Origin of the sequence: Microcystis sp. M079S1 (genome assembly GCF_020246425.1) — a bacterium.
Lineage (GTDB): Bacteria > Cyanobacteriota > Cyanobacteriia > Cyanobacteriales > Microcystaceae > Microcystis > Microcystis aeruginosa.
Map to the genome: position 1 here is coordinate 1 of NZ_JADBSZ010000018.1, position 12,391 is coordinate 12,391.

The 12,391-nt window shown below is 45.5% G+C and carries 11 protein-coding genes and 1 pseudogene; 6 read left to right on the plus strand and 6 right to left on the minus strand.

Annotated features, from left to right (window positions below; genetic code table 11):
- Positions 1 to 85, minus strand: a pseudogene (locus tag IM456_RS23170) (Uma2 family endonuclease); the annotation flags it as partial.
- Positions 86 to 310: 225 nt separating this feature from the next.
- On the opposite strand from IM456_RS23170, the gene ftsY reads away from it, so the two are divergent.
- The 4 genes from ftsY to IM456_RS00950 all read left to right on the plus strand — a co-directional run bounded on the left by ftsY (position 311) and on the right by IM456_RS00950 (position 4,568).
- On the plus strand, positions 311 to 1,645 hold the full coding sequence (ftsY, locus tag IM456_RS00935; protein WP_287692327.1) for a signal recognition particle-docking protein FtsY: 1,335 nt from the start codon (positions 311 to 313) through the stop codon (positions 1,643 to 1,645).
- Between the two features lie 94 nt (positions 1,646 to 1,739).
- Positions 1,740 to 2,540: a metal ABC transporter ATP-binding protein gene (locus IM456_RS00940; RefSeq protein ID WP_149985270.1), complete on the plus strand. Its 801-nt coding sequence runs from the start codon at positions 1,740 to 1,742 to the stop codon at positions 2,538 to 2,540.
- A 39-nt stretch (positions 2,541 to 2,579) separates the two neighbouring features.
- Positions 2,580 to 2,996, plus strand: coding sequence for a DUF3119 family protein (locus IM456_RS00945; RefSeq protein WP_287692328.1), 417 nt, complete (start codon positions 2,580 to 2,582; stop codon positions 2,994 to 2,996).
- Between the two features lie 288 nt (positions 2,997 to 3,284).
- Positions 3,285 to 4,568: a DUF3086 domain-containing protein gene (locus IM456_RS00950; protein WP_287692329.1), complete on the plus strand. Its 1,284-nt coding sequence runs from the start codon at positions 3,285 to 3,287 to the stop codon at positions 4,566 to 4,568.
- Between the two features lie 186 nt (positions 4,569 to 4,754).
- Here the strand turns inward: IM456_RS00950 and IM456_RS00955 are convergent, their stop codons facing one another.
- Positions 4,755 to 5,840 carry a class I SAM-dependent methyltransferase gene (locus IM456_RS00955; protein ID WP_149985273.1) on the minus strand — a complete coding sequence of 362 codons (1,086 nt, stop codon included), beginning with the start codon at positions 5,838 to 5,840 and terminating at the stop codon, positions 4,755 to 4,757.
- A 269-nt stretch (positions 5,841 to 6,109) separates the two neighbouring features.
- Between IM456_RS00955 and aqpZ the strand changes: the two genes are divergently transcribed.
- A complete protein-coding gene (gene aqpZ, locus IM456_RS00960; RefSeq protein ID WP_232023686.1) occupies positions 6,110 to 6,871 on the plus strand; it encodes an aquaporin Z in 762 nt (253 codons plus the stop codon).
- Between the two features lie 37 nt (positions 6,872 to 6,908).
- Here aqpZ and tsaE read toward each other — a convergent pair whose 3' ends face one another.
- Positions 6,909 to 7,379, minus strand: a complete 471-nt coding sequence (gene tsaE, locus IM456_RS00965; protein WP_130758149.1) for a tRNA (adenosine(37)-N6)-threonylcarbamoyltransferase complex ATPase subunit type 1 TsaE — start codon at positions 7,377 to 7,379, stop codon at positions 6,909 to 6,911.
- Between the two features lie 547 nt (positions 7,380 to 7,926).
- On the opposite strand from tsaE, the gene IM456_RS00970 reads away from it, so the two are divergent.
- Positions 7,927 to 9,126 carry a lipid-A-disaccharide synthase-related protein gene (locus IM456_RS00970; RefSeq protein WP_287692337.1) on the plus strand — a complete coding sequence of 400 codons (1,200 nt, stop codon included), beginning with the start codon at positions 7,927 to 7,929 and terminating at the stop codon, positions 9,124 to 9,126.
- On the opposite strand, the gene IM456_RS00975 is transcribed toward IM456_RS00970, so the two are convergent.
- From IM456_RS00975 to IM456_RS00985, 3 genes are all read right to left on the minus strand, one after another.
- A complete protein-coding gene (locus IM456_RS00975) occupies positions 9,123 to 10,703 on the minus strand; it encodes a glycoside hydrolase family 3 N-terminal domain-containing protein (RefSeq protein ID WP_287692339.1) in 1,581 nt (526 codons plus the stop codon). The two genes, IM456_RS00970 and IM456_RS00975, sit on opposite strands and share 4 nt — an antisense overlap.
- 86 nt (positions 10,704 to 10,789) lie before the next feature.
- The gene (rbfA, locus tag IM456_RS00980; protein ID WP_149985276.1) at positions 10,790 to 11,182 is read right to left on the minus strand and encodes a 30S ribosome-binding factor RbfA; all 393 of its coding nucleotides are present in this window, start codon (positions 11,180 to 11,182) and stop codon (positions 10,790 to 10,792) included.
- Positions 11,183 to 11,223: 41 nt separating this feature from the next.
- On the minus strand, positions 11,224 to 11,421 hold the full coding sequence (locus IM456_RS00985; protein ID WP_002737592.1) for a DUF751 family protein: 198 nt from the start codon (positions 11,419 to 11,421) through the stop codon (positions 11,224 to 11,226).
- Between the last annotated feature and the right edge of the window lie 970 nt (positions 11,422 to 12,391).

The window sequence follows — 12,391 nt, forward strand, 5'->3', positions numbered from 1 at the left end:
GATATTCATTTTTATCTTCGGACGTTTCCTCTAGGGCGAGATATTCTTCGGGAGTATAATATTTAGTTTCGGTAGCGCTTAACATTTTTGACTCTCCTTCCTATTCTATTTTCTAGGATACAGCATTTCTCTAAAAAGAGATAAAGTTATCCTTGAGTAAGGCTATCGATTGAGTTGCTCGGATCATATTTTTCTCTTAATCTCTGGCAAAAAATGCTGAGACATCCACAATTAAAAATCTAACTATCAAAATTGCTCACCCCAAGGGTTAAGATAAACTAGATAAATAGTTTTATGTTTAGTTTCTCCTATGTTTAACTGGTTCCGTCGTCAGAAAGTCCAACCCGAACAAGAACAAGCACCCCCTGCACCCGTAGAGGAAACCCCCAGCGAGGCAACCAGTCAGGAAGACTATTTAGATTGGGCCAAAAAAGCCTTTAAAAATATTCAAGAGAAAAAAGCCACGGCCGAGGCCGTCGTGAGCGAAACCCCTGAAACATCCATTGCTGAAACGGAACCTCCGCAAGAGCAAGAACCAGTTAAAGAAGAAGAAACCGAGGATAATACCCCCGCATGGCTGAAAAAATCCGATCGCCTCGAAATTCTCAAAGAAACCGCCATCGAAACCCCTACAGAACCAGATGAGGACTTTATCTGGTCCGCCAAAGTTTTAGCCAATCAGGGACGACAAGCAGAGGACGTTTCGGAAGAAGAAATCACTTGGTTAAAAAAATTGCGTCAGGGTTTAGGCAAAACGCGCCGCAGCTTGGTCAATCAGCTTAAGGCCGTGGTCGGTCAGGGTCCCCTCAATCAAGACGCGGTGGAGGAAATCGAAGCTTTATTGCTTCAGGCCGATGTGGGGGTAGATGCCACCGATTATATTATCACTACCCTCCAAAATAAGCTAAAACAGGAAGCTTTGCCCCCCGAAAAAGCGATCGAATATCTCAAAGAAATTATCCGCGAGATTTTAGATGCACCTTTAGCCAATTATAGCAACCCCGGTTTTGAGCCAGAAAAAGGCAAATTAAATATCTGGATGCTCACAGGAGTTAACGGAGTCGGTAAAACAACGACTATCGGCAAATTAGCACATTTATCTAAACAATCTGGCTATAGCTGTATGATCGCCGCTGCCGACACCTTTCGCGCTGCTGCCGTGGAACAGGTGAAAGTTTGGGGAGAGCGATCGCAAGTCGAAGTAATTGCCAACCCGGGCAAAAATACCGACCCGGCCGCCGTGGTGTACGATGGCATCGAAGCCGCTAAATCCAGGGAGGTAGAATTACTCTTAGTGGATACGGCGGGAAGATTGCAGAATAAAAAGAACTTAATGGCAGAATTAAGCAAAATTCGCCGCATTATCGACAAAAAAGCCGAGAATGCCGTGGTGGAATCCCTTCTAGTTCTCGATGCCACTTTAGGACAAAACGGGCTGCGACAGGCCGAGGTTTTCTCGGAAGCTGCCCAATTAAGCGGCGTGATCCTGACTAAAATCGATGGTACAGCTAAAGGGGGTGTTGCCCTTGCCGTGGCGCGTCAGCTTAACCTACCGATTCGCTTTGTTGGCGCTGGGGAAGGAATCGAGGATCTGCGGCCTTTTTCCAGTTACGAATTCGTGGAAGCTTTACTGAGTGGCGATTAATCTCACCAGTCCTATCTTTCATAATCTTTTCATGGTTGCTTCATAATTGTCTCATTTTTAGTTATGCTAGAACTGGAGACTCGGGGTAACAACTATGCAAACGACAATTACAGTTAGTCATCTAGGAGTATATTATCGCGGCGTGGAAGCCCTGCGGGATATCACCCTGAAAATTCATCCAGGACGATTAACCGGTATTATCGGTCCCAACGGTGCGGGCAAAAGTACCCTGATCAAAGCCATGCTAGGATTAATTCCCGTACAACAGGGAAGCGTTAACTATCAAGGGCAATCTCTACAGCAACAACTGGATAAAGTCGCTTATGTTCCCCAAAGATCTCAAATCGACTGGACCTATCCCGTCACCGCTTGGGATGTGGTAATGATGGGGAGAGTCAGAAAAACGGGTTGGTTTCGTCCTTTTTCCCATATTAGTCGTCAACAGGCTTTAAATGCCCTAGAACGGGTGGAAATGGCTGATTTACGCCATCGTCCCCTCGGTCAGCTGTCGGGGGGACAACAGCAAAGAGTCTTTTTAGCCAGATCTTTGGCCCAAGAAGCGGAGATTTTCTGTTTTGATGAACCTTTCGTTGGGGTAGATCAAAAAACCGAGGGGATTCTTTTTAATATCTTTGGTGAGTTAGCCAAAGAAAATAAAATTGTCCTGGTGGTTAACCATGATTTAGGCGAATCTATCACTCATTTTGCTGATTTAATCCTCTTAAATAAAGAATTGATCCTCGCCGATCAAAGATCCAAGGTCTTAACTGATTTTAATCTCCGGCGTGCCTATGGGGGTAAAGTCTCCTTCTACGATGCCATGACACTACCAGATCATCCCCGATCGAGTCTCGATTATTTCGATCGCCTCTCGAAAAACAATGCGATAAACTAGAAGCGAAGATATTTTGGCTGACTGCCGATAGGGACACCGATGAAAACTATTTCCCCGCAAGAAGTAACAGGAACGATCGAACTGGCTCCTAACTATCGAATTCCCCTGTTTTTGGTAATTTTATCGCTGCCTTTACTCTTTTTACAGGTCTGGCTCGGCATAATTTTCTCCCTGTTAGGGCTATTCTTGATGTTCCAGACTACCCGCATTCGCCTCCAGTTTACCCCCACCTCCTTAGATGTCTATCTGTCCGGGCAACAAATTCGCTCCTTTCCCTACCGAGAATGGCAAAATTGGCGAATTTTCTGGAATAAAGTCCCGATCTTATTTTATTTCAAAGAAATTAACAGCATTCATTTTTTGCCCATTATCTTTGACAGCGCAACCCTGAGACTGTGCCTGGAAAAATACTATCCTTTAGCAGCACCGCAAGCGATCGACTCAGAAGCGAACTAAGATTGAGATAAAATAAAATCTAGCTAATAGCGTCTTAAGTGGGTAGGTGTTAAAAATTGTCAGATCCCCCCGCCTATCGGCACCCCCCTTATTAAGGGGGGCAGGGGGGAGCCCCCGCCTATCGGCACCCCCCTTATCAAGGGGGGCAGGGGGGAGCCCCCGCCTATCGGCACCCCCCTTATCAAGGGGGGCAGGGGGGATCAAAGGCAAGATCTATCGTCTATTAATTAGAACCACTTACTTAATTGCCTGCCTTAGCCCTCTGTTCGCTCTGCATTTCTAAAGCCGATGAATTCAGAAGATTTTAATGTTTTACCCCTTGACAAAATGACAGACTTACCCAATGAATCTGTCGAAGAATTTAGTTTTGATGATCTCTGGAACGATCGCCCGGTAGAGAATCCGCTGCCATCGGCAATCGCCCCCGAAGGCGAATTAGTTCCCGCAGCGCAGGCGCAACCTCTACGGGCAGAAATCGAGGCTCTAGAACGGCAAAAACAGAGCCTAGCGGCAGAAATCTCGGCGTTAAAAGCGGAAAAAGAACGCTTGATCGCCGAAGAACTAGGGGATATCAAAGCTCAAATCGAAAGAATGCTCAAGGAAGGCGTAAAAGACCTAGAACAACGCAAACAGGCTTTAGAATTGGCGATCGAACAGTTAGAACGCCGTCGTGAGCGTATTCGGCAGGAAATGCGGAGTAATTTCGCCGGAGTCTCCCAGGATATGGCCGTGCGGGTTCAGGGATTTAAAGACTATCTGGTGGGCAGTTTACAGGATTTGGCCGCGGCCGCCGAACAGTTGGAATTACCCCGTTTTGAAACCCCCGAAAAATCCCCCCGCTCCGTGGAACCCCCCCTGCGGATCGAACGGGAGGAAAACCCGCGCCCATCCCGTGGCAGTCAAGGCCGGGATTATCGAGAAGAAAGTCCCCGTCCCCCCCGCACCAGTAACCAGGGCCAGGATAATTGGCAAGAACCCCGTCGTTCTAACCGTTCGGGTTATGAATCGGAACCGGTGGGACAATCCACCCCTAGACAGGGCTTTTCTGAGCAAAATCAGCGCATCCAAGCTCTTTTAGACCGTTATCGCAGTCGCCCTGACTATTACGGTCCCCCTTGGCAATTACGGCGCACTTTTGAACCAATTCACGCCGAACGAGTGCAACAGTGGTTCTTTAAACAGGGGGGCCGGGGTACTGTTCGCGGTATGGGCAGCCGTCTCCAGAATATTCTGGTCGCTTCGGCAATTATCTCGATTATGGCGGAATTACAGGGCGATCGCTTCCGTTCTCTAGTTCTGGCTAATAGTCCCGAACGTTTAGGCGAATGGCGGCGCGGCCTCCAAGATTGTCTCGGCATTTCCCGCGCCGATTTTGGACCAGACCGCGGCATCGTTCTCTTTGAGTCTCCCGAAGCTTTAATTCAAAAAGCGGAACGTTTAATCGAGGATAAGTATTCACCGCTCATTATCATCGATGATACCGAAGAACGGCTCAATTTCGCTCTTTTACAATTCCCCTACTGGTTAGCTTTTGCCCCTGAACCCCAACAAAGTTCTAGTTATTGGTATTAACTAATTAGGGCTTGCTGAATAAATCTAAAAACCTTGTTGGATAAGAATTTTAGACTTTTTTCCCATCAAAAAGTGCCAGACCTTGGGGTGATCGGGGGGGAAAATTGACCCCCTGAAAATCGGTAAAACCCCACACCCCACACCCCACACCCCACCCCCACGAAAAACTTTTTCAGCAGACCCTAATTAGTCCTTGAGTAGTGCGATACATTGGGCTAAAGAAGCGTTAGTTTTCACCGCTTGCGGGTTAATATGGGTGGCAGCGGCTCGATAACCTTGTTCTAAGAGAGCTGCAATTAAATCTTCCCTTTTGGGTAGGTCTAATTTGCCCCTTCTACCAATTTCCCGAAAGCTATAAAAATAGGGAGGAAAATCGTTTTCTTCCCTCATTATTTCTAACAATTTAACTACCTTTTTCCACTGCCATTGATGGGCCAAATCTGCCATCTTTTCTAGATAAAAGCGATCGTGTAAACTGCCTAACCACAAGGGTCCAGTTAAGGTTAAAGGTTGCCCGTCCCCAGAACAAACTATCTTGCCTAACTTCGACCAAAGCACTGATTGATATTCCCCGCAGCTATGACAATAACCGAGAAAACCGTAGTTATGACTATTTAATTGTCTATTAGCCGTTAACCGCACCATCACCCGATAACTTTGACCAAAAAAGAAGGAAAAAACCGGCGTAATTCCTAAACCTAATCGGGCCGACTCTAATTGCAAACCAGCGATAATTAATCTTAATCCCTGTTCGTGGGCAGCCGGATGATTGCGAGCAGAGGCTCCATAATCAGCTAAACTATTTTCTAGATTATGACCCGTCAGCGTCCGTCCATCGGTATTAGTCAGATAAATTAAACCACCGATTTTAGTGGCTAAAGGAATAGCACTAAACAGAGATGCAGGAGAACCAAAAGCATCAATATCAACTAGATCATAATGGTCTTTTTCAAGATAACATTCTAGGAGAACTTCTTGAGCAGATTTATAGGTTATCTTCCCTTTTTTCTGTTGTAATAAACTCTCTAAGTTAGCGTCTAAAGTTGGCTTAATTTCTGGATTACCATCATTAACCCACAGCCAATCCGCACCACTTTCTAACCAATACCTGAGCGCTCGCACACCAGAGCCGCTCATTACTTCTAAAACGCGCAAACTTCCTCGCTCTTTTTGAGCAATTGCCGCCGCTAAAACTCCTAAATCTCGGACGATTTTACTCTCCGGTCGATAAAAAGTATTGTTGATAGTAAATATCGCTTTTTCTTCCTGCATCGATCATCTCATAATTAGCACTCGGCGGAAAGGGTCAGACACTGCCAAAATCCATCAGACATCAAGATAGAAGATAAATCTAAAGAAAGTGTGAAATTATCAGAAATTCCCAATTTTTTTACTATTATATCCCTAAAAAGCTGATAGTTTCCCCATGATAACGGCAAATTGAAGGTAAAAAAATAACTATTTTTTAATATCTTATAACAGTTTAATCCGGTCTGATGGGAGATAACCTAAAAGCAAAATCATTCAACCTTGATATAGAGATGAAAAAGTATCTAGCAGAGTTCATCGGGACCTTTTGGCTGGTTCTCGGTGGTTGCGGTAGTGCCGTTTTAGCGGCAGTATTTGTGGGTAAAGCCAAGAGTGTCGTAGATGGTGCTGATTTTAATATCCATCTGGGGATTTCTTTTGTGGGTGTGTCCCTTGCCTTCGGTTTAACCGTCCTCACTCTTGCCTACGCTTTAGGGCATATTTCGGGGGGACATTTTAATCCCGCCGTTTCCTTCGGTCTCTGGGCAGGTAAACGCTTCCCCGGTTCGGAACTACTTCCCTACATCATCGCTCAAGTTTTAGGGGCGATTTTAGCGGCAGTAATTATCTACATTATTGCCAGTGGTCAACCCAGTTTCGCTCTGGGAGGCAGTAACCCTCTGGCCACCAATGGTTACGGAGAACATTCTCCCGGTGGTTACAGTTTATTCGCCGCTTTGGTCACGGAAGTGGTCTTGACCTTCATGTTCTTAATCATCATTTTAGGCTCTACCGATCGACGCGCTCCGGCCGGTTTTGCTCCCATCGCTATTGGTTTAGGATTGACCTTAATTCACTTAATTAGTATTCCCGTGACCAATACCTCCGTTAACCCCGCTCGTAGTACCGGTGTTGCTCTTTTATGCGGTAATATGGCTCTCGTTGGTCAATTATGGTTATTCTGGATTGCTCCCATTGTTGGGGCCGTGGCTGCGGGTTTCCTCTACAATAGTTTCTTTGAAGAAACTTTAGAAGAAAGACGAGTTAGAGAATAAGTGGAAAGTTACCGCTAAAGTTTGATTGCTTCAAGAGTCAAGTGCTGATAGCGATTCCTGTGGGGTCGCTATTTTTTTCGTCCCCACCGACAAAATTGAGCAGCGCTTGTCGTCCCTGCTCGCCTCGATCGAGTAAAGTAATCTCTAGATAATTTTCCGGCAAAAAAGTTAAACGTTCCGACCATTCGATCGCCACTATCCCTAAATCTACCTCGATTCCCTGCCAATAATTTTCTAGGTACAGCGCCTCGATATCTTGACCCTGCAAACGATACAAATCCAAATGATACAAAGGAAGGCGGCCTTCGTTATATTCGTTGACGAGGGTGAAGGTAGGACTAGCTATAGGCTCTTGAATGCCTAATCCTAAGCCAATTCCCTGTACTAAGGTGGTTTTTCCCGCTCCCAAATCGCCTTTTAATAAAATTACACTGCCAGAGGCCAAGGTTTGCCCCAGTTTTTCCCCTAAATTGACAGTAGCTTCTCGATCGGGTAAGTCGATAATCATTTGTTTCCGCTAAGTAGGTGGGTGGAATTAAATATAAGATGAACGTAGGTTGGGTTGAAGCATGAAACCCAACGCCCGCATGGTTTACGCTACCGCTAACCCATCCTACAAATAATTGTGCCTCCCTACTTAGGAGGCCAATTAACCACTGATTTTAATATAGCGATCAGAGCAGCTTTCTGACCTTCTTGGCTCTGGGAGACTCAATCTGGTCTTTTGATCGATAAAAATAGAAGCAGTTAAACTAATCTCTTATCTCTTAGTCTTAAGCTAAACGGCGCTTAACCTGCATGATCCAACAGCTATAACCCTTTTGGAGTCTATATCGGTGATCCGAAGTAAAAGCCGTTTAGCTTACCTTGGGTCAAATGGTCGCTATCAGGACAGAGATAGGCGATCAGCGAAACCTTCTGGTAGATTAGACTAAATGGGAGTTGGTTAACTGCTTTTATAAAATTGATTGTTCCCTAACCATCAGCATTGTCTAGGGTCGAGGGGAATAAAACAACCGAAGTTTAGGACTTTAAGCCAGAAGTTAAGAAAAACAGTGAAATTATTATTTTTGAGTAATGGCCACGGTGAAGATGAGATCGCAATCCGGATTATTAAAAGACTGCAATCATCTCCCCACTGTCCGGATATTACTGCTTTACCCCTAGTGGGTAACGGTTATGCCTATACTCGTCTGGGGATTCCCCTTCTCGATCAAGGTCAAAAAATGCCCTCTGGGGGTTTTATAACTAGGGATGCCAAACAATTATGGCGAGATCTGCGGGAGGGATTATTAGGATTAACCTCCCGTCAATACCGTCTGGTCGGAAATTGGGGCCAAGAAAGGGGAAAAATTGTCGCGGTGGGAGATATCTTACCCCTTGCCCTTGCTTGGTTGAGCGGGACAGATTATGCTTTTGTGGGAACGGCTAAATCGGAATACTATCTCCGGGATGAGCAGGGATGGTTAGATAGTAGCTCGATGATCGATCGCCTCTGGGGTTCCTATTATTATCCTTGGGAACGCTGGTTAATGGCTCATCCTCGCTGTCGGGGGGTTTTTCCCCGGGATAGTTTAACTAGCAAAATTTTACAACAGTGGTCAATTCCCGTTGTCGATGGGGGTAATCCGATGATGGATGACCTTTTACCCTCGATAACGGGCGATTTTCCCCAAGATTGCCTAAATATTCTGCTGCTACCCGGTTCGCGCTTTCCCGAATCTCTCCACAATTGGCAGCAAATTATCGAGGCTGTGGCCGCCATGATCGGACGTTTTCCCGATTATAAGCTGGAATTTTTGGCGGCGATCGCTCCTTCCCTCCCCTTGGCATCTTTTACGGCTGCTTTAACTTCCCAGGGTTGGCGAGAACACAGCATAAATAAGTTTATTTGTCAAGAGGTATTTATAACTATTTCTCAAAGGGATTACGCCGAATATTTAGGCCGTTGCCATCTAGCGATCGCCATGGCGGGAACTGCCACGGAACAGTTCGTTGGTTTGGGTAAACCGGCGATCACGATTGCGGGATCTGGACCACAATTTACTGCTCATTTTGCCAAACTGCAACAGCGTTTATTAGGCTGTTCAATTCTCTTAGGCGATAGTGCCGAGTCAGTAGCAGACAAGTTAGAATATTTATTACAAAATCCCCCACAGTGGCAAGAAATCGCCTTTAATGGTCGTCAGAGAATGGGGGCAGCTGGTGCCTCCGATCGCATTGCCCAATGGTTACTAGGCAATTTTTGCCCTTAAAGAAAAGTATCAGTCTGATTTTCGCCGCTAGTGGGCCACTCAAAAATAGTTTCTAGGGCAATTTTTTGGGCGCTTGGTTGTTGTCCGTAGCTGAAAAGATAGGGAATTTCTCCGCTTTGTTGACGAAACCACTGGAAAACGTAGGGACTACCATAAACAATCAATGCTTGAATCTGTCCGGTTTTCAGCAAAGCTTGATAGATAGCTTTCGTTTCGTCGCTTAATCCGGCACTACCCCGAAAAGGATTACCACGGATAAATATTTGTAGGAGAGTCGTTTCTGGGGAGACGAGGGACTGATTAAAGGTGCTACGATCGATTATTTGGGTTTGATAACCCCATTGTCGGGGAATTGTCACCGCCGGACAAGAGCGATCGAGAAAGTCACAGTTGAGTAAATCATCGATAATGATTAAATTGCAGCCTTGAGTGGCTTTAATCGGTAAATTAGCGCTAACTGTTTGGGAATCTTTTAAAATATCCCTGACAATCTCTAGAGCTTGCGGTGCCGCTAAACTGCTTAAGGATTCTAAGGATGGCTGTCTTTGCCCTAATTTCTCTTTTGCTCGTTGAATACGTTGCCAAGAATCATTAATTCTCGCTTCGCTAATTGTACCCGCTTGCACGGCACTATACACCGCTTCGATCGCTTCGATCGGATCGGGAGGCATTAACAGTATATCGGCCCCCGCCTGTACCGCCCTCACTGCTATGGCGGCAGCGCTGGCAATTTTGGTTACTCCCCCCATAATCAGGGCATCGGTGACGATTAAACCCTGAAAACCGAGATTTTGGCGCAGTTTTTCCCCGAGAATTTTCGAGGAAAGAGTGGCGGGAAATTCGGCATCCCAAGCGGGAATTAACAGATGGCCTGACATAATACTATCAACCCCCGACTCGATCGCTGCTTGAAAGGGTGGCAATTCGATCGCTTCTAGGCGATGATGATCGTGGTTGATAATGGGAAGATCGAGATGGGAGTCATTGCTGGTGTCACCGTGGCCGGGAAAATGTTTGGCCGTGGTCAAAACTGGATAGGAATCCGCCCCTAAAATAAAAGCTTGAGCTAGATTAGCGACGATTTCGGGAGTTTCAGCGAAGGAACGAATATTGATAACGGGATTGTCGGGATTATTGTTCACATCGACAATTGGGGCTAAAATCCAGTTAATCCCGATCGCTAGTGCTTCCTTAGCGGTAATTGCTCCCATTTCCCTAGCATATTCTGTGGCTTTTGTCAAGCTTTTTTCGGCTATTTTTCCTAAAGCCATCGGGGGGGGAAACCAAGTAGCACCGGAGAACCTTTGGCCGACTCCCTCCTCGATATCGGCGGCGATGAGGAGAGGATTATCGCTGGACCAACTTTGTAATTGTTGGCTGCGGAAAGCGATTTCGGCGGCGCTGCCTCCTAATAGAATCACCCCACCGAGGTGGAGGGTTTCTAACCAATGTTTCAGGGTGGCGTTGACAGGTTCCCAAGCAGGATAGCGGATTTGTTGGTCAAAGAGATAGCCGGAAGCGCGGACTACTATCATCTGACCAATACGTTCTTTTAGGGATAAAATGCGATCGCTCATTATTCAGTTATCAGTTATCAGTTATCAGGTTTAAGTTTTAAGTTCCCAGTGTTGTCTAAATTTAGTTATCCTCTACTGATCACCGTTCACTGGTAACTGATATCGGAATCGTCATCTTCTGGGGGCTGATCGCTTTTAATATGATCAAGAAGGTGTAACATTCGATCGCCGCGTTCGAGGGAAGAATCTTCTAGGAAGACCACTTCGGGGGTACGTCTGAGACGGATGCGTTGACCAAGTTCACGCCGGACGAATCCCGCGGAAGCTTTTAACCCGGCCATAGTTTCGGCCTTTGCATCTTCGTTGCCGTAGATAGACACAAAAATTTTAGCGTGTTGCAGGTCGTGGGAGAGAGCCACATCGGTAACGCTAACCATACCGGCACCGACCCGATCATCTTTAATTTCCATTAATAACATTTGGCTGACCTCGCGCTTAATTAGCGAGGACACGCGAGATACTCGACGGTCGTTAGCCATAATTTTTGTCCCCTAAAAACAGCGAAACCCTTACCATTGTATCAAGCTAATCCGAGCATGGCTTTGAGGGTGAAATAAAGAAAAGCGAAAGTTCCCCCCAGAAAGCCCACAAGTGCGATCGCTGTGAGGGGATTTTTTAATAAAGGGGCTAACCAGCCGAAAAAGGCGAAGAAAATCCCTAAACTAAAGCTAATCAGATAGCGGGGGTAACGGCTCACGTTATCAAAAAAGTCGCCCATAAATTTTATTTATTATCTTTGTGCGTAAGCAATTATAGCAGTAAGCTCCGATCCTGAGCTACCATTACCAGTAGATTTAAAATCCTATCTCTGATTAATTTCTCATGATTTCCCCAGAGATATTTTAACGGAGTAAATAAAGTAGGTGTTAAGTATTGAATTAATTCTTCTAAGTAGTCGGACATAAATTCGGTTGTCTATCTTAAGAAATGTAAATTGCCGCAATTCTTACTGACTCCTGACTCCTGACTCCTGACTCCTTACCCCACAGTTAACTTTACTTTTGTCCAACTACTTAGCATTTGAGGAATTGCCAAGGCTGGCGACTGACATTGAGGGCGTAAGTCGGGATTCCCCTCTTTTCTCGGTCGTTGCTTAGAGCGGGTTTTTACTGACTCACCCCTGATTTCTCCGCATCACTTTACCATTTTTTACTTCCTTTCTCTTGGATTATCAGCTACTCTTCATAATTAGGGTTTGCTGAAAAAGTTTCTCGTGGGGGCAGGGTGTGGGGTGTGGGGTGTAGGGTGTAGGGTTTTACCCATTTTCAGGACGTCAATTACCTAATTTTCAGAGAAAAAGTCCCTGAATTTTCCCCCCGCTCACTCCCATATCCGGTACTTTTTGATTGACAAAAGGGCTAAAAGTCTTAACCAACAAGGTTTTTAGATTTATTCAGCCAACCCTAATTAAGCTTCTTGCTTAAGTTGACACCAATGACTGCGTGCGCCCAAAATGTCCTATAGATATTTCTCCAAAATTGAGATGCACCCCCTAATTCGTTAAGCTAAAAGCTTTGATTTACTTAGTTTCTAACCTTCTTTTTAGGGGCTCTTCGGGACTTGGTATGGTTCGATATGGGGGCATAAATCGACTGAATCCTTATCTGGCAAGAGACTTAATTGATTAGTTCGCTCTAGATAAAAAACAATTGACAAAAATCGCTAAATGCCTTTCTATATAAGGGTTA